General features: G+C 49.3%; 8 protein-coding genes. 5 read left to right on the top strand and 3 right to left on the bottom strand.

The window, feature by feature from the left end; genetic code table 11:
- Positions 1 to 4: 4 nt before the first annotated feature.
- The gene (locus AAC853_RS17965) at positions 5 to 376 is read left to right on the top strand and encodes a phosphopantetheine-binding protein (RefSeq protein WP_340614286.1); all 372 of its coding nucleotides are present in this window, start codon (positions 5 to 7) and stop codon (positions 374 to 376) included.
- 87 nt (positions 377 to 463) lie between these two features.
- The gene (locus tag AAC853_RS08580) at positions 464 to 11956 is read left to right on the top strand and encodes an amino acid adenylation domain-containing protein (protein ID WP_340614285.1); all 11493 of its coding nucleotides are present in this window, start codon (positions 464 to 466) and stop codon (positions 11954 to 11956) included.
- Positions 11957 to 12160: 204 nt separating this feature from the next.
- On the opposite strand, the gene sfnG is transcribed toward AAC853_RS08580, so the two are convergent.
- Positions 12161 to 13243, bottom strand: a complete 1083-nt coding sequence (gene sfnG, locus AAC853_RS08575) for a dimethylsulfone monooxygenase SfnG (RefSeq protein ID WP_340614284.1) — start codon at positions 13241 to 13243, stop codon at positions 12161 to 12163.
- Positions 13244 to 13894: 651 nt separating this feature from the next.
- On the opposite strand from sfnG, the gene AAC853_RS08570 reads away from it, so the two are divergent.
- From AAC853_RS08570 to fghA, 3 genes are all read left to right on the top strand, one after another.
- Positions 13895 to 15004 (top strand): S-(hydroxymethyl)glutathione dehydrogenase/class III alcohol dehydrogenase, encoded by a 1110-nt coding sequence (locus AAC853_RS08570; RefSeq protein WP_340614283.1) that lies wholly within the window; start codon positions 13895 to 13897, stop codon positions 15002 to 15004.
- A gap of 155 nt (positions 15005 to 15159) precedes the next feature.
- A complete protein-coding gene (locus tag AAC853_RS08565; protein ID WP_338882532.1) occupies positions 15160 to 16059 on the top strand; it encodes an IS982 family transposase in 900 nt (299 codons plus the stop codon).
- 64 nt (positions 16060 to 16123) lie between these two features.
- Positions 16124 to 16987, top strand: a complete 864-nt coding sequence (gene fghA / locus AAC853_RS08560; RefSeq protein WP_340614437.1) for an S-formylglutathione hydrolase — start codon at positions 16124 to 16126, stop codon at positions 16985 to 16987.
- A gap of 23 nt (positions 16988 to 17010) precedes the next feature.
- Here fghA and AAC853_RS08555 read toward each other — a convergent pair whose 3' ends face one another.
- Both AAC853_RS08555 and xseA read right to left on the bottom strand, forming a co-directional pair.
- Positions 17011 to 17919, bottom strand: coding sequence for an alpha/beta fold hydrolase (locus AAC853_RS08555; protein WP_340614436.1), 909 nt, complete (start codon positions 17917 to 17919; stop codon positions 17011 to 17013).
- Between the two features lie 33 nt (positions 17920 to 17952).
- Positions 17953 to 19302 carry an exodeoxyribonuclease VII large subunit gene (gene xseA / locus AAC853_RS08550; protein WP_340614282.1) on the bottom strand — a complete coding sequence of 450 codons (1350 nt, stop codon included), beginning with the start codon at positions 19300 to 19302 and terminating at the stop codon, positions 17953 to 17955.
- Between the last annotated feature and the right edge of the window lie 138 nt (positions 19303 to 19440).

The raw sequence follows: 19440 nt of genomic DNA, 5'->3' as shown, positions 1-19440 counted from the left end.
CTATATGTTGCCCAGTGCCTTTGTCACGCTCACGGATTTCCCCCTGACCCCCAATGGCAAACTTGACCGTCAGGCCCTGCCTGCGCCGGATCTGGCGGCTGTGGTCACCCAAGGTTACGAACCGCCACAAGGTGGAATAGAAACCGCGTTGGCGCAAATCTGGCAAGACCTGCTAGGACTGGAGCGTGTCAGTCGCTACGACCACTTCTTCGAACTCGGCGGCCACTCGCTGATGGTCGTCAGACTGATAACCCGCATACAAGACAGATTCTTGGTCAATATCCCTCTGACGGCGTTATTCGTCCCCCACATTAATGGAGCAAGCCAACGTCATTCTCTCAGCGCAAATGAATGTCGTAGGGGGAAACGAACTTGAGTCCATCCAAGACGATCTTGACTCACTGTCAGCAGAAGAATTGATGGCCATTTTAAGCGGGAAAGAGACCCGTGGAGGCAGTAAATAATGACGAAGATCAATATGAATATCGATGAGTTGAAACGTGCGGTTCTGGAGAAAAAACTTGAAGAACAACTGAAAGCCCGCGAGGGGCAACAGCAGCCAACCTTCATCAAACCCGCGGACAGGCATCACCCCCTGCCACTTTCTTTTGCCCAGCAGCGGCTGTGGTTTATCAGCCAGCTCGATCCGGCAGCCAGCCAGGCTTATCATCTGCCAGTGTCATTACGCCTCACTGGCCAGCTAAACTACCCTGTGCTGAAAGCAGCATTGGATCGCCTGATTGCCCGTCATGAAAGCCTGCGTACCCGTTTTGTTCTGGTAGCAGGCCAGCCCCGCCAGCATATCGATCCGGCTGATATCGGTTTTGCCCTGTCCTGCCACGACCTGCGCCTGCTCGATCCCGTCTTGCGTACCCAGCGTGTTGCCGAACTCGCCGATAGCGAGGCACAGGCGCCCTTCGATTTTGCCCAAGGCCCGCTGATCCGTGGACAACTACTGCAACTGGCCGACGACGAACATGTGCTGTTGCTGACCCTGCATCACATTATCACTGACGGCTGGTCTGTCGGTGTGTTGGTGCAAGAACTGGTCACCTTTTACCGTGCAGCCCTTGACGGCCAGCCTGATCCTTTGCCTCCCCTGCCGATCCAGTATGCTGATTATGCGGTCTGGCAACAGGAGCAGTTACAAGGCATGGCCTTCACTAAACAACGTGATTTCTGGTGCACCCAGCTTGCTGACGCGCCGGCCTTACTCACCCTCCCAACCGACCGGCCACGTCCGGCAGTACAAACCTATGCGGGCAACCAAGTGCCAGTGCACATTGATGCAAACTTATTGGCTTCACTGAAGGAACTTGGACAGCGTCATCATACTACCTTGTTTATGACGGTGCTCAGTGCCTGGAGTCTGGTACTGGCTCGGCTTAGTGGGCAGAATGATATTGTTATTGGCACCCCCGTCGCTAACCGTCCACACCAGGAACTGGAAGGGTTGATGGGATTCTTTGTTAATACGCTGGCCTTGCGCATTACCTTCAATGATGATCTCAGTGTGGCCGATTTACTGGCCCAGGTGCGGGAGCGGGCGCTGGCCGCCTATAGCCATCAGGATCTGCCCTTCGAGCAGGTGGTGGAAGCGCTCCAGCCGGAACGCAGTTTAAGCTACAATCCGCTCTTTCAGGTGATGCTGGCCTTAAACAACACCCCAGCCCAAGAGTTGACCCTGCCGGGGTTGCAACTGACGACGATTACCCAGAAGCATTATAGTGCACATTTTGACTTAACCTTATCACTGAGTGAAACCGAGGCCGGTCTGGTTGGTGAGCTGGAATATGCCACCGATTTATTCGATGCCGCTACCGTTGAGCGGATAGTCGGTTATTTCAACAACGTGCTGGCTGCAATAGTGGCGGATGACACCCAACGCATTGCCACGTTGCCCCTGCTGCCCACCTCAGAACGGCAACAACTGCTGGTGGACTTTAATGCCACTCAGGCCGATTTCCCGCAAAACGCGTTGATTCACTCGCTGTTTGAAGCCCAGGCGGCACAGCATCCCGACCGCATTGCGGTCATCTATGAAGAGCAGACCCTGAGCTACAGTGAGTTAAATCATCGGGCTAACCAGTTGGCCCATTACTTGATGACTGTCGGCGTGCGGCCGGATGATCGGGTGGCGATGTGTGCTGAACGCAGTCTGGACGCCATCGTGGGTTTGCTGGGCATCCTTAAGGCCGGTGGCGCCTATGTGCCGCTCGATCCAACTTATCCCACCGACCGGCTGGCTTATATGCTGGACGATGCCGCCCCGGTGGTGTTACTCACCCAGACCGCACAATGCGACAGACTGCGCGACAGCGTCCCTGCAACGGTGCCGGTCATCGTGCTTGATGACACAGAAGCGTTGCTGGAAACCCAGCCAACGCACAACCCGCAAGCCCAGACATTGGGGCTGACATCACGCCATCTGGCTTATGTGATTTACACCTCCGGCTCGACGGGACAACCCAAAGGCGTGATGGTCGAACATCGCAATGTCCTGCGTCTTATCATTAACAGTGGCTTTGCTGAGATTGGCCCTGACGACTGTATTGCCCATTGCGCCAATGTTTCATTTGACGCCGCCACCTGGGAAATATGGGCGGGGCTGGTGCATGGGGCGCGTATTGTGCTTATCCCGGAAAAAGTCTTGCTCCAGCCCACACAGTTTGGTCAGTGTCTGTCATCGGAAGGGGTCACTGCCCTGTTCCTGACCACCGCTTTGTTTAACCAATACGCGGAACTCATTGGGCCATCCCTCTCTGGCTTACGTTATGTCCTGTTCGGCGGTGAGCAGGCGGATAACCGCCCGGCTATTCGTCTCAGAACCGAGCATCCCCCCAGACACTTACTGCATGTGTATGGGCCAACCGAGACAACCACGTTTGCCACCACCTATGAAATTCCTGTTATGGAAAACGAGGGTGTTGAAGGTAAAAACAGAAAAATCCCCATAGGTCACCCCATCGCGAATACCCAAATTTATATTTTGGATACGCAGGGTCAACCCGTTCCTATCGGGGTAGCAGGTGAAATCCATATTGCCGGTGACGGCGTAGCCCGCGGTTACCTCAATCGCCCTGAACTGACCGCCGAACGCTTCCTGCCCGATCCGTTTTCTTCAGAGCCCGATGCCCGGATGTACAAAACCGGCGACCTGGCTCGCTGGCTGCCCGATGGCAATATTGAATACCTTGGCCGCAATGACTTTCAGGTCAAGTTACGGGGTTTCCGTATCGAACTGGGGGAAATCGAAGCCAGGCTCACCCAGTGTGACGGCGTACGCGAAGCGGTCGTGCTGGCGCGCGAAGATGAGCCAGGCCAGAAAAAGCTGGTGGCCTATCTGCGGCCACAAGAGGGGGTTGAACTGGTGCCGGCTGAACTGCGCCAGCAACTGACCCAGCATCTTGCTGAATACATGTTGCCCAGTGCGTTTGTCATGTTAGACACGTTCCCGCTCACCCCCAATGGCAAACTTAACCGTCAGGCGCTGCCGGCACCGGATTTATCGGCCGTCGTCGCCCGCATCTATGCCGCGCCCGTTGGTGAGAAAGAAATCGCCCTGGCACAGATTTGGCAAAAACTCTTAGATCTGAAACAAGTCAGCCGCCATGACCATTTCTTTGAACTCGGCGGCCATTCGTTGATGATTGTCAACCTGGTTGAAGAACTGCGCAATTTGGGCTGGCTGCTCGATGTCCGCAGCGTGTTCGCCTCTCCTGTCCTCACTGATATGGCCCAGACTATCCAGCATGACACCCAGGCTTTCGTGGTGCCACCCAACCTGATCCCGGAAGATTGTACGGCCATTACCCCCGATATGTTGCCATTGGTTTCGCTTTCCCAAGCCGAGATCGATGCCATCGTTGATACCGTTTCCGGTGGAGCCTGTAATGTACAGGATATTTATCCATTATCTCCGTTGCAGGAAGGGATCCTGTTCCATCATCTGTTACAAACACAGGGAGATAATTATCTGCTGCGAAGTTTACTCGCTTTCGATACCCGTGATCGCCTCGATAGCTTTCTAACGGCCTTGCAACAGGTTATCAACCGCCATGATATCCTGCGCACCGCTATCTTCTGGCAAGGATTGGAGCGACCGGTTCAAGTAGTTTGGCGTCAAGCACAACTGGATATTAAGATTTTTACCCCAACTGCTGCGCAAGATGATATTTCAGCACAGTTGCAGGCTTACACCGATCCGCGTCAGCACCGTATCAATCTGAATCATGCCCCACTGTTTACCGCCGATATCGCCCATGATCCGCTACAGGATGAATGGCTGTTGGCCCTGCGTTTCCATCATCTGGTCAGTGACCATCTGACACTGGAGATTATTTTAACGGAAATTGCCCAAATCCTACGGGGCAATGCAAAAACACTGCCCACCATGCTGCCCTACCGCAATTTTATTGCCCAAACATTAAGTGTGCCAGTAGCCGAACATGAAGCCTATTTCCGTGATCAACTGGCGGATATTGATGAACCCACTACCCCTTTCGGCATACTTAACGTACCCAGCGATAATAGCGCCATCAACAAACACCGTCTCCCGCTTAACCCTACGTTAGCGAAGGCAATTCGCTCTCAAGCGCGTCGGCTGGGAATCAGTCCCAGTGTGTTGTTCCATGTCGCCTGGGCGCAGGTATTGGCCCACACCAGCGGCCGCGATGATGTGGTATTTGGCTCCGTGCTACTGGGTCGCCTGCAAGGCGGCGCGGGGGCTGATCGCATACTGGGGATGTTTATCAACACCCTGCCCCTGCGTATCTCTCTGGACGGGCGCTCAGTACAAGACATCGTGCAGGAGACCTACCATAATCTGATCACCTTGCTGGAACATGAACAGGCACCGTTAGTGTTGGCACAACGGTGCAGTGGCGTGGAACAACCCATGCCGCTGTTCAGCTCCTTGCTCAATTATCGTCATAGCCCATCTGGCGAAACAGAGGCGGTTGATACCATTTGGACAGGCATACGGACGTTGTCCGCAGAGGAGCACACTAACTATCCCATCACCCTGTCAGTGGATGATTTAGGGAACGGCTTCCAACTCACGGCGCTGACTGTCAGTGAAATTGCACCGGAACGGATCACCACCTATCTGGCGACTGCCATCAGCGGTTTGATCGATGCCCTGGTTCACAATCCGCAACAGAAGATTCGGGATATACCTATCTTACCAGCGGCAGAGCGGCAACAACTGCTCACCGGTTTTAACGCCACTCAAGTTGATTTCCCACAAGAGACACTGCTCCATCAATTAATTGAAGCACAAGTGGCAAAAACACCCAATGCAACCGCCGTCGTTTGTGGCGATCAGCCTCTCAGCTATGAGGCATTGAACCGTCATGCTAATCGTCTGGCGCATCACCTGATTGAACAGGGTGTCCACCATGACGATCGGATAGCCATTTGTGCCGAACGCAGTCTGGAGATGGTGGTGGGGTTACTGGCTATCCTCAAGGCCGGTGGCGCTTATGTGCCACTCGATCCCGCTTATCCCACTGAGCGTTTGACCTATATGCTGGATGATGCGGCGCCGGTGGTTTTACTGACGCAGGCCACGTTATGCGATAAACTTGACAGCACCGTGCCGGTGATCTTGCTGGATAAGATCCTGAATAACCCTGGATCGTTTCTGGCCGCACAACCGGCTGACAACCCAGACGCACAGACGCTGGGGCTGACATCCCGTCATCTGGCCTATGTTATCTACACCTCTGGTTCCACGGGGCAGCCCAAAGGCGTGATGAATGAACACCGCGGTGTGGTTAACCGTTTACTCTGGGCACAGGAGACTTACCAATTAACCCCGCACGATCGCGTCTTACAAAAAACGCCGTTTAGTTTTGATGTTTCTGTTTGGGAATTCTTCCTTCCCCTGATGTCTGGTGCCCAATTAGTGATGGCTCGTCCCGGCGGCCACCAAGAACCACACTATTTATTGGAAGAGATAGAAAACCGTCACATCACGACGATCCATTTTGTGCCGTCCATGTTGCAAATTTTCCTCCATTACATTCCGGCCGGCCGCTGCCTTTCCCTGCGCCAAATTTTATGCAGTGGGGAAGCACTGCCTTATGCCTTGCAACAACACTGTCTGTCCCACTTGCCTCACAGTGCACTGCACAATTTATATGGCCCCACCGAGGCGGCTATTGATGTCACGGCCTGGCAGTGTGTGCCGGATTGCTATATCGGGCACGTGCCGATTGGACAGCCTATTGCCAATATCCAAATCCATATTCTGGATACCCACGGGAAAATCGTTCCAATGGGGGTGGCGGGGGAAATTTATATTGGCGGGGTGGGTGTCGCCCGCGGTTATCTGAATCGCCCTGAACTCACGGCTGAACGCTTCCTGCCCGATCCGTTCTCTTCAAAACCTGATGCCCGTCTGTATAAAACCGGCGACCTCGGCCGCTGGCTGTCCGATGGCAATATCGAATATCTTGGCCGCAATGATTTTCAGGTCAAACTACGGGGCTTCCGCATTGAACTGGGGGAAATCGAAGCCAAACTCAACCAATGTGACGGCGTGCGCGAGGCCGTGGTACTGGCTCGTGAAGATGAGCCAGGCCAGAAACGGCTGGTGGCCTATTTGCGCCCGTTAGAGGGGACTGAACTGGTTCCGGCTAAACTGCGTCAGCAACTGACTCAGCACCTCGCTGATTATATGCTGCCCAGCGCCTTTGTCACTTTAGCGACTTTCCCGCTCACCCCTAACGGTAAACTCGACCGCCAGGCTCTGCCAGCGCCCGATTTATCGGCGGTTGTTGCTCGCGGCTATGAAGCCCCTGTCGGTGAGACAGAAATCGCCTTAGCCCAAATCTGGCAAAAACTTTTGGGATTGAAACAGGTCAGCCGCCATGACCATTTCTTTGAACTCGGCGGCCATTCACTGATGATTGTCAGCCTAACCGAAGAGCTACGTAAGCTGGGCTGGCAACTCGATATTCGCAGCGTATTCTCCTCACCTGTCCTTACCGATATGGCTCAGGCTATCCAGCGTGAGGTCTGCGCCTTTGTCGTGCCACCCAACCGTATCCCCGAAGATTGTACGGCTATCACGCCCGATATGCTGCCTTTAGTCTCTCTTTCTCAGGCTGAGATCGATACCCTCGTTGAGCAGATCCCCGGTGGCGCAGGCAATGTACAGGATATCTATCCACTGGCTCCCTTGCAGGAAGGTATCCTGTTCCATCATTTGTTACAGGCACAAGGGGATAATTATCTGCTGCAAAGTTTACTTGCTTTTGATACCCGTGAGCGCCTGAATGCCTTTTTAGCGGCGCTGCAACACGTCATCGATCGGCATGATATCCTGCGCACCGCCGCTTATTGGCAAGATCTGGCACAACCGGTGCAAGTGGTCTGGCGCCAGGCACCACTGATTGTCCATGAGTTCATCCCTGCCTCGGCGGATGACATTCCAGCGCAGTTACTGGCTCACACCGATCCACGCCAGCACCGTATCAATTTGAACCAGGCTCCTCTCTTTACTGCTGATATCGCCCCTAATCCGGCACAAGATGAATGGTTGCTGGCGCTGCGCTTTCATCATCTGGTCAGTGACCATCTGACACTGGAGCTGATTTTTGCGGAAATTACGCTTATCTTGCAAGGCAAGACGGAGAAGCTGCCAACGGTACTGCCTTATCGTAATTTTATCGCACAAATTTTGAGCGCATCCACCACCGACCACGAGGCTTATTTCCGCGCCCAACTGGCTGATATTAATGAACCCACCGCACCCTTTGGGATACTTAAGGTACAAACTGACAACGACCTTATTACCGAGGGCCATCTCTCTATCGCACCGGATCTGGCCAAAGCCATCCGTACTCAGGCACGCCGTTTCGGTGTCAGCCCCAGTGTGTTGTTTCATGTTGCGTGGGCACAAGTGTTAGCACACACCAGCGGCCGGGATGATGTCGTGTTTGGCTCCGTACTTCTGGGACGTTTGCAAGGTGGCGCGGGATCTGACCAAATATTGGGGATGTTTATCAATACGTTGCCCCTGCGTATATCTCTGGCTGGGCGCACGGTGCAAGACATCGTGCAAGATACCTATCACAACCTGACCACCTTGTTGGAGCATGAGCAGTCTCCATTGGTGCTGGCACAACAGTGCAGTGGCGTGGAGTTACCTATGCCGCTGTTCAGCACGTTGTTCAATTATCGTCATGGCCCTTCGAATGAAACGGCAGAGGGTGAAACCGAGGCAGTTGACACTACTTGGGCAGGCATACGTATTTTGACCGCAAAGGAACGCACTAACTATCCCATCACCCTGTCAGTGGATGATTTGGGGAACGGCTTCCAACTCACGGCGCTGACTGTCAGTGAAATTGCACCGGAACGGATCACCACCTATCTGGCAACTGCCATCAGCGGTTTGGTTGATGCCTTAATTCACAACCCGCAACAAGCGATCCGGGGTATCCCTATCTTACCGGCGGCAGAGCGGCAACAAGTGCTGGCAGATTTCAATACGACTCAAACCGATTTCCCACAAGAGGCGTTGATCCACCAATTGTTTGAGATGCAAACCGCCCAGCATCCCGAAGCGATTGCCGTTGTCTATGAAGACCAGACACTGAGCTATGGTGAGTTAAACCACCGCGCCAATCAGTTGGCCCATTATCTGATTGCATTGGGCGTGCATCCGGATGATCGGGTCGCCCTCTGTGCCGAGCGCAGCCTGGAGATGGTGGTCGGCTTGCTGGCTATCCTCAAAGCGGGCGGAGCTTATGTGCCACTTGATCCGGCCTACCCGTCCGAACGACTGGCCTATATGCAGGAAGATGCCGCTCCGGTGGCTTTACTGACCCAATCAGGGTTGGTCCAGTCAGAGTGGCTCGTTCAGTTTAACACCCTACCCACCGTCTTGCTGGATAACCCTGAACCGTGCCTGTCAACCCAACCCACCAGCAATCCAGACGCGCAGGCATTGGGTTTAGCATCACACCATCTGGCTTATGTTATTTATACTTCCGGTTCGACCGGTCAACCCAAAGGAGTGATGATTGAACACCAAAGCCTGTGCAACTTAATCACCACCCAGCAACATACGTTGGCACTCACCGTCAACAGTCGCGTTTTACAGTTTGCCTCAAACAGTTTCGATGCCTGTATTTGGGAATCTTGCATGGCCTTAATGGCGGGTGCTCGTCTCTATTTGGCCAAACGGGCTGATCTCTTGCCCGGAACCATACTGTCTCACTACTTAACCGAGCAGGCTATCAGCCATGTTCTCTTGTCACCCACTGCGTTAGCCGCGATGGATTCCCTGCCCGATACCTTGCAAACTTTGCTAGTGGGAGGCGAAGCCTGTCCACCAACCCTGGTCAAACGCTGGTCACCCGGGCGGCAAATGCTTAATGCCTATGGACCAACGGAAACCACGGTCTGTGCCACACTCTATCCCTGTGTTGCCACCGCAGAGGATAATCCACCACCGATTGGTCGTCCGATCGCCAATACCCGGATTTATATTCTGGATGCACACGGTCAGCCTGTTCCGCGCGGCGTAACGGGGGAAATTTATATTGCCGGTGCCGGTGTGGCGCGCGGTTATCTGAACCGGCCTGAACTCACCGCCGAGCGCTTCCTGACTGATCCCTTCGTTTCGCAACCAGGCGCCCGTATGTACAAAACCGGTGACCTCGGCCGCTGGCTACCGGATGGCAATATTGAATACCTTGGCCGCAATGATTTTCAGGTCAAGCTACGCGGGTTCCGCATTGAACTGGGAGAAATCGAAGCCAAACTGACGCAATGTGACGGGGTACGTGAGGCGGCGGTGATTGCCCGCGAAGATGAACCCGGCCAAAAACGACTGGTCGCTTACCTGTTACCGCAAGAAGGGAGTGAATTACTACCTGTGGAACTGCGCCAGCAACTCGCCCAATATCTTGCCGACTATATGCTGCCCAGTGCCTTTGTTACGTTAGACACGTTCCCGCTCACCCCTAACGGTAAACTCGACCGTCAGGCGTTACCTGTTCCCGATCAGTCCGCTTTCGCGGTGCGGGGCTATGAGTCTCCCATCGATAAGACCGAAATCACTTTGGCCAAAATCTGGCAAGATTTACTAGGACTGGAGAGGATTAGCCGTCATGACCATTTCTTTGAGCTTGGTGGACATTCACTGCTCGCGGTACAGTTGTTGAATCACATGCGCGAACAAAATATGCAGGTTTCATTGGCCACCCTGTTCGCCCATCCAACCTTATGTGATCTGGCCTTGACTATTAAGGAACCATTCGTCATGCCCGTATCCCCATTTGATGAAAATCCTGTCCCACTCAGTCCGGCAGGCACGTTGCGGCCTTTATTCTTAGTGCACGAAACTTCCGGCGATCCCTTGGTATATTCTCCTTTGGCTACCCTGTTACCCCCTGAACTTCCGGTCTACGCCTTACAGGCACTTGGTATTCATACATTGGAACATCCTCCAGAGTCGCTTGAAGCACTTGCCACCTGCCATATTCAGGCCATTCGCCACCTCCAACCACAAGGGCCTTATCGTCTGATGGGCTGGTCGATTGGCGGAGAGATTGCCTATGAAATAGCCCAACAATTAACCCGTGACGGTGAAACAGTCGAGTTTCTCGGCATGATCGATTCCTATAATCATTCCCACCAAGAGAATAGTGTACCCTCAATCACTGTCGAATCATCGGTAAACGAGGAAGCAAGACGAATAGAACTCATCATTCACACACTGTATACCCAAAAGATGATTGACGATGAGAAAGCGTTGGCAGAGCTGCGCCATCTCAGTAACGTGGAACAGGTACTTAATCACTGTATCGAACGCCAGTGGTTACCGACAGGTATCACACGCGAAGATATTCTTCTGCGTGTCTATACCGCCGAGATAATTTCACAGCTCGGTCGGAGGCATAGCGCGCAAAAATCCGCCTTACCAGTCCACCTCTATACGGCGGAGGAGTTAGTTAACAGCGACAGTTGGCACGGCTGGCATGGCATTGTCGGTCATGATTCAGTGCTCCACCCTATCGGCGGGACGCATTTTTCCATTATGCACCCGCCCCTGCTCAACCAAATCGTGGATTCAATCACTGAAAATTTACCGGATATGCCTTCCTTCGACCCACGGGTTATGATCCAGCAGGGCACGCCATCCGTATCGCCACTCTTTTGCCTGCCGGGTGCCGGCGCTAGCCCGTCCAGCCTGCTCGAACTGGCCCTATCGTTCCCACCACAACTTCCGGTATATGCTTTACAGGCACGTGGGTTCACGATTGAACGTCATTCCCCTTACCGCAGTGTTGAAGGCGCGGCTCGTGCCTATATCCAAAATATCCGGCAAATCCAACCTCATGGCTCTTATCACCTGCTAGGCCACTCTTTTGGCGGCTGGATTGCTTTTGAAATCGCCTTGCAATTGCAAGCGGAAGGAGAGCAGGTATCCGAGCTGATTCTTATCGATACCGATGAGCCTGACCAGCAAGGGAGTGCCCTCAAGTCAGTTGACCGTATTGAGACAATTATGGAGTTGATCGATATCTATAATATGATATTAAATCAGCCGCTTCCGCTCAGCAGGCAAGATTTTGCTAACCTGGCCGCGGATGAACAAATTCAGTATCTGCACAGTGCCCTGATCAAAGCAGGCCTTTTCCCGGCCAAAACACCAGTATCATTGTTGCAAGGGATTGTTCACGTTATGCAGGCTAATCTGAACACCCGTTATATTCCTCGTGATCGTTATGAGGGGCGTGTCCATCTGGTTAATGCCGAGGAAGGCGATAAGGATGAAAGGAGAACTCGTGAAACCCAATGGCGTCTTCTGGTGGCAGAACTCGATACGATCGTTGTGCCCGGCAATCATATGACCCTATTGTCTGCCCCCCATGTCGAGCAATGGGTAACCCGCTTATGGCAGAATATTGAGAAACTTAGTCAGTTGAATGGATGATCTGATATTTCGATCTCACTTCAAGCTTCAAGATACATATTGTTTCTCCCCCGCTTCGCGGGGGGAGTTAATAAGGCAGGCACCCTTGTAGGTTCCGAGCGTTTCTCCCCCGCTTCGCGGGGGAGAAATCACACGCATCCTGAAGTTAAATTGATATATAGCCAATAGATTTCAAACTGTCGTTTAAAATCAATAAATCGTTATTCAATCGGCTTGTTGTTCCAATTCTCTAACAAGTGGAATGACATTTTTGCCAAAATACTCTAGCTCTTCCTGCATATGCAAAAATCCAAGCAACATCAGGTTTACGCCAACTTTTTTATATTCAATAATTCGTTGGGCTATTTGTAATGGCGTGCCAATAAGGTTGGTTTTAAAGCCGTCATTATACTGCACAAGATCTTCAAAAGTTGATTTTGCCCAGTTCCCTTCTTTTTCTGGTGATGCATTTCCCGCATTTTGCACTTCATGATGGAAACTTTTCACCGCGTCAAAATCACTATTATCTAAAATATCCTGTAATACTGAGCGAGCTTCTTTCTCATTATCACGGGCAATAGCAAAACCATTAACGCCTATTTTTACCTGATGATGATTCAATAACGCCTTAGCTCTGATATCGTCGATTTGTTTTTGAATATATTCCACACTGCCGCCATTAGTAAAATACCAATCAGAAACGCGCGCAGCCATGTCTCTGGCAGCTCTGGAACTCCCTCCTTGAAAAATTTCCGGTAAGGGTGTCTGTGGCTTGGGGTTTAAAATATAATCATGAAAACGATAAAAATCACCAGAAAAACTGAACGCAGGTTGTGACCAGATCCCTTTCAAGCAACGAATAAATTCTTCAGAACGTAAATAGCGTTCTTCGTGATCCAACCACGGTTCACCAATCGCTTTAAATTCACCGCGAAACCAACCGCTAACAATATTAACCGCAATACGGGCGCCATAAAGCTGACTGATTGTTGCTATCTGTTTAGCGGCCAACACCGGTTTCCAGGGCCCAGGTAAAAGGGCAGCAATGATTTTCAATTTATTGGTTACCGAAAGCAGATCTTGCGAAAAAGTCATCGATTCATGCTGGTTTTCAGCACCATATCCAGCAGTAAATCTAATTTGGGTCAATGCGTAGTCAAAACCTACACTTTCGGCGATTTGAGCCAGACTGCGATTATAAGTATGATCCCAGTTGGTACGTTGCTGGATTTTACTTATAACCAATCCACCTGAAACATTTGGTACCCAATAAGCAAATTTAATGGGTTGAGAATTGAATTCAGCCATTAAACCTCCATGATTTGAAATCAGAATATAGAGCTACTTGGTAAGAGCGTTTATACCAATCCAACGTCAAGTTGCAGCTTGCAAATTATAAAACGCATCTTGCAAGACGATTGATATATCATCTTCAATGATTTTTATAGAACGATATAAAATGGGTTAGTCGATGGGCTTATTATTAGCAGGTCTCAATAAAAGTTATCATTTTATTTTAAATAATTTACAAAAGACATTATTCCTCTGTTTAAAGTCAATTGACAACGCTATGGTTATATACCAATCCAACCTCAAATTGCAGCTTAGCGGGAAGATATAAGACGCATCTTGAAAGGCGATTGGTATAGGGTTTTTATGAAAATTGTTCACTTAGCATATCCACTTAACCAAACGCTGATAACAAAAAATATTTGATAAAAATCCATACGATAACTTCGATTTTATTTGTAAAAAAATACACAAACTCGCTAATTTTATTAAGATTGAATTAATTTCAGAAGCCGGCAATATTACATAATGATAGTGATATTGATGTGTATAAATATTTTTTATTGATTGATTGGTCATAGCTCAAAAATAAAATCAAACAATACGGATAATATCCAGACAAATAGAAGCATTAAAATATTCTGTACAAAAAAATCAAAGAGGGATTATATGAAATCACGTGCTGCCGTCGCCTTTGGGCCAAACAAGCCACTCGAAATTATCGAAATTGATGTTGCTCCACCAAAAGCCGGTGAAGTAATGATAAAAATCAGCCATACAGGTGTCTGCCATACAGATGCCTTTACCCTTTCAGGTAGCGATCCTGAAGGCATATTCCCCGTTATCCTGGGGCATGAAGGTGCCGGTGTCGTTGTCGAAGTGGGTGAAGGTGTCACAAGTGTCAAACCCGGTGACCATGTCATTCCATTATATGCGGCAGAATGTGGTAAATGTGAGTTCTGTCAGTCTGGGAAAACAAACCTTTGCATCGCAGTCCGTGAAACACAAGGCAAGGGCCTCATGCCAGATGGCACAACACGCTTTTCTTACAATGGACAACCTGTCTATCACTACATGGGGTGTTCTACATTCAGTGAATACACTGTCGTTGCTGAAGTCTCCGTGGCAAAAATAAATCCAACGGCAAACCATGAACAAGTTTGCCTGTTGGGTTGTGGTGTCACTACGGGTATCGGTGCCGTACACAACACAGCCAAAGTGCAACCGGGAGATTCTGTTGCCGTTTTCGGACTGGGTGGGATTGGCCTGGCCGTTGTTCAGGGCGCTCGCCAGGCAAAAGCCAGACGCATTATTGCCATTGATACCAATCCAACTAAATTTGAACTTGCCAGACAATTTGGTGCCACTGATTGCCTCAATCCCAATGACTACGATAAACCTATCCAGCAGGTCATTCTGGAAATGACCCAATGGGGTGTTGATCATACTTTCGAATGTATCGGTAATGTCAATGTCATGCGTGCCGCTCTGGAATGTGCACACCGAGGATGGGGACAATCAGTCATCATCGGTGTCGCGGGTGCTGGACAAGAAATTTCCACCCGACCATTCCAACTTATTACCGGACGTACATGGAAAGGCACCGCTTTCGGGGGCGTAAAAGGACGCAGCCAGTTGCCGGGAATGGTGGAAAAAGCAATGAAAGGTGAAATCGAACTGGCACCTTTCGTTAGCCATACGATGCCTCTGGAATCCATTAATGAGGCTTTCGATCTGATGCATGAAGGTAAATCAATCCGAACAGTCATTTACTACTGATTCAGTTTGGATCGTTGACAGAAAACCGTGTTGCCAGCCAACACGGTATCTGACAAGTAACGCGATGCTCGACTTTTATGATGAGTTGAAATGACATAGCCGCTCCTTTATAACTTTAAGTCGTCAAAAATAGAGAAATAAAGGAACAAAAGGCTATGTCACAGCAAGATTTTATCATTTGGGTGTTTTGTTGGGTAGATGACAATTTAACGCAGTTACAGCAAGGTATGCGATTCAGAAGCCGGGGATATCCGCCTAAACTGAGCGATGCAGAAGCTATCACGATGGAAGTGGTGGGTGAATTTTTAGGGTTTTCAACAGATAAAGGCATTTGGACGTACTTTAATGGCCACTGGCGCGAATGGTTTCCGGGGCTGGGTTCACGCGCCAATTTCGCTAAACAGATTTCGAATCTTTGGGTTGTTAAACAACAACTGCAAGAAAAACTGGCGAGGTTATTGGGCGCGCTCGACAGGCCGGTACATATTATCGACGGATTTCCATTGCCCGTCTGTGGATTCAAAAGAGCAAAAGGCTGTGCCAACTTCAAAGGACAAGCCGATTATGGGTACTGCGCCGCCAAAAACGAAATTTACTACGGCTTCAAAGGACATCTCATGATAGACGAAACCGGCGTGGTAACCGGGTTTACACTGACGCCCGCCAGTGTCAGTGAGCGTGAAGCAATCTGGGATGTGCTCGGCTCGATAAAAGGCTGTTTGCTGGGTGATAAAGGGTATTTAGGCGTTGAATTTAAGCAGGAAATGAGGGTGGAGGGTATTGAAATGATTACCCCGGTGCGAGCCAATATGGATGATCCCCTCCCCAGAAAAACGAGAAGGATCATTAACGCCAAACGCCGTTTAATTGAAACCGTGATTGGTCAACTCGCCGGACAATTTGCTATCGAGAAGTGCTGGGCACGGGATTTGTGGCATTTGAGTAATCGAATTGCCAGAAAACTGCTTTCTCACACGTTGGGTATTTTTGCCAATGTTAAACAAGGTAAAAATCAACGCGACTGGCTTCAACAAGCCAACGTTATAGGGTGTTAAAGTCGAGCATCGCGTGACAAGTAATAAAATAATCACTGTAACAAATAATTTTAGAGAGGAAGTCATGGAAAGAATCGAACATCACGCCTGTTTTGGGGGATGGCAAGATGTCTATCAACATGAATCAAACGTTTTGGGTTGCCAGATGCGTTTCGCAATTTTCTTACCCCCTCAGATTAAAGAAAGAAAATTGCCTGTTCTTTACTGGCTTTCTGGTTTGACCTGCAACGAGCAAAATTTTATTACAAAATCAGGTGCTCAACGTTATGCTGCTGAACAGGGTATCGTTATTGTGGCTCCAGATACCAGCCCACGAGGGGATGAGGTTGCTGACGACCCCGTCTATGATCTTGGCAAAGGTGCTGGCTTTTATCTCAATGCATCGAAATATCCTTGGGTTTCACACTATCGTATGTATGATTATGTTGTTTCAGAACTCCCCAACCTGATTGAGACACACTTCAAAGTAACGAATATACGAGCAATCAGTGGGCACTCAATGGGCGGTCATGGCGCAATGACCATTGCATTGAAAAATCCAGGACGTTATTGCAGTGTGTCAGCATTTTCACCCATTGTGGCCCCTAGCCAGGTTCCATGGGGAATAAAAGCATTCTCAGCCTATCTTGGTGAAGATATATCAGATTGGAAACAATATGATACGGTGGAACTGATTAAGAATGCGAAAGAACCGCTTCCTATCTTGGTAGATCAAGGCCTCAATGACGACTTTTTGGATGAACAGTTACGCCCCCATTTGTTGCAAGATATTTGCGATGAAACCGGTTATCCAGTGACGATAAATCTTCGGCCAGGATATGATCATAGCTACTACTTTATCGCCAGCTTTATTGAAGATCATATCACTTATCATGCCAAAGCAATGCAAAAGTATACTGAGGAAAAAATGAGCCTCAAACCGAGATAAAACCACAATTTTCGTCTCCGGTATTATTTTGTCTCCCGCAAACTAGACCAATCTTGAGTTAAGTTTTTACATAAGTAAGGAGCAACGGCAAAAATACAATCTAGATGGGAACACCTTGGTAAAACACTCACCTTGAGGTATGAAGAACCATAGCGAGTGGCAAATTCTTTCATCGCCGTGGGAGAAAACAACTCATCCTTTTCAGCAACTAAAAAATGTGAAGGTAAAGACAAAGCAGCCAATTGTTTATCTGGATAGCGCGGCGTCAAGGCATTTGCCATATTGACGCTATAGCGCTCAACAAAACCATCCATAGATGCAAGTGCTTCTTCAGAAAAACGGAATTTAACGGCAAAAGTTTGCCCGCAAAACAGCCCCCTACTCAACGTATTTACGATAAACGGCCATCGGCTTATTTCAGCAAAAGGCGGGGCATCATCAGGCTGGCGTTTAAAGTTGGCAAACGGCCCTAGCTCACATGCCAGCATAAATAAGCCATCAACTTTATGTTGCGGGCGATGACGAGTGAAATAATTCAACAACATGCCTGCACCGCTAGAATGACCAAACAAATAGAGACGCGCCAGTGGGAAAAGACGCTTCATCTCCTGAAGCATAATATCTACATCACGCCAAATTCTCTCTGGATAATCCACCGTGCCTCTTACACCGTCAGATTGCCCATGGCCGCGAATATCTACCAGGCAAACGGCCACAGGAGCCATCGTGCTCAATTTCTGGGCGAAAATACCATAGCCAGCCTGACTGTTTACACCACCTCCATGATAGGCTATAACCACTCCCATCACTTGCTCCATAGATTGGTACAAATTATAACTCAGGCCTTCTACGCTTCCTGCAATACAGTTTGTCTCTCTACCTAATATATGAGTGTAATAAGTGATCTTGTCTATGTAGCCGCTAAAATCCATCAATCTGAACTCCTTCTCTATTTTAATTGGATGTTACTTCGCTTTTTTAACCTGTATCACCTGACTCTCAATACAGCCATCTTGCAACCGTGTTTTCAGCATATCACCTGCTTTCACTTGCTTAACCTGTCTCAGTAACTTTCCATCAGGAGCTTCACTAATACTGTAACCGCGGCTCAACGTTGCCAGCGGGCTAACAGCTTCCAGGTGTGAACAAGAAACCGCAAATTTTTCCCGATAACGCCCCAATTGCCGTTCAATGGCTTGTTTCAAACGAAAATCAAATTGCTGGATAGATTGGCTGTGACGCTGGATCCTCTTCTCAGGATGGATTTGCAGCAATCTCTGATTCAACTTCTCATATGAAATTGAATGCTGTTTTAGACAATGTGAAAAACTATCAATCAATTTTTGCCGTAATTCAGCTAAATGATTCTGCTGACGCGCCAGTTGTAAATCAGGACGTTGTTGCTGGAGGCGATGCTGCAATACATTAACTCTTTGTTGTTTTTGAGCAAAGAAATAATCCATTGCCATTTCCAGGCGTTGTTGCAGGGATTGTATTTGTCGCAATAACTCTATTTGATTGCGGCTAACTAACTCTGCTGCCGCAGAAGGTGTTGGCGCGCGTAAATCAGCGACAAAATCCGCAATAGTGACATCGGTTTCATGACCGACAGCACTAACAATGGGAATATGGCTTTGGAATATTGCCCGTGCCACGTGTTCATCATTGAAACACCACAAATCTTCCAAAGATCCGCCCCCTCGCCCGACAATCAAAACATCACACTCTTGTCGTACATTTGCTAGTTCGATTGCCCGAATAATCTGCAATGGCGCTTCGGCTCCCTGAACAGCCGTAGGATAAATGACAATTGGCAAGGCAGGATCACGGCGTTTCAGGATATGCAAAATATCATGCAGTGCTGCCCCACTGATGGAAGTGATAACACCGAGTCGTTTGGCCGGAGAAGGCAATGATTTTTTATGAATTTGATCGAACAAGCCTTCAGTAGAAAGCTTTTGCTTTAACATTTCAAACTGTTGTTGCAGCAAACCATCTCCGGCAGGCTGGATACTTTCTACAATCAGTTGATAGTCACCCCTAGGCTCATACAATGTGATTTGTGCCCGCACCAATACCTGCTGACCATTTTGTGGACGAAACGTTGCCCTCAAATTGTGGCTGCGAAACATGGCCGCACGAACTTGTGCTCGCTCATCTTTTAATGTGAAGTACCAATGCCCTGACGATGGCTGAGAAAAATTGGATATTTCGGCGGATAACCAAATTCTGCCCATTTCCAGCTCAAGCAACTGACGAACAGTCTGGTTTAAACGGCTAACGGAAAAAATTCCAGTATTGATTGGTAGTGACATGTGAGCTAGATCAAATTTTAAAACAATGACTTAATCGATTGATATTAATCCCATCATATTACTAATCAAGAATTTTTTTCAAAAAATGCTGGAGGCAACCGATTTCGGCCTGTATAATGCCGCGGCAATATTTTATCC

Origin of the sequence: Xenorhabdus thailandensis (genome assembly GCF_037996785.1) — a bacterium.
In the GTDB taxonomy this organism is placed as follows: Bacteria; Pseudomonadota; Gammaproteobacteria; order Enterobacterales; family Enterobacteriaceae; genus Xenorhabdus; species Xenorhabdus griffiniae.
This window is presented reverse-complemented; position numbering and strand designations above follow the sequence as displayed.

Coding starts and splice junctions, on each gene's coding strand:
- AAC853_RS17965 (WP_340614286.1), top strand. CDS start 5: ATGTTGCCCAGTGCCTTTGTCACGCTCACGGATTTCCCCCTGACCCCC.
- AAC853_RS08580 (WP_340614285.1), top strand. CDS start 464: ATGACGAAGATCAATATGAATATCGATGAGTTGAAACGTGCGGTTCTG.
- sfnG (WP_340614284.1), bottom strand. CDS start 13,243: ATGGCTGAATTCAATTCTCAACCCATTAAATTTGCTTATTGGGTACCA.
- AAC853_RS08570 (WP_340614283.1), top strand. CDS start 13,895: ATGAAATCACGTGCTGCCGTCGCCTTTGGGCCAAACAAGCCACTCGAA.
- AAC853_RS08565 (WP_338882532.1), top strand. CDS start 15,160: ATGTCACAGCAAGATTTTATCATTTGGGTGTTTTGTTGGGTAGATGAC.
- fghA (WP_340614437.1), top strand. CDS start 16,124: ATGGAAAGAATCGAACATCACGCCTGTTTTGGGGGATGGCAAGATGTC.
- AAC853_RS08555 (WP_340614436.1), bottom strand. CDS start 17,919: ATGGATTTTAGCGGCTACATAGACAAGATCACTTATTACACTCATATA.
- xseA (WP_340614282.1), bottom strand. CDS start 19,302: ATGTCACTACCAATCAATACTGGAATTTTTTCCGTTAGCCGTTTAAAC.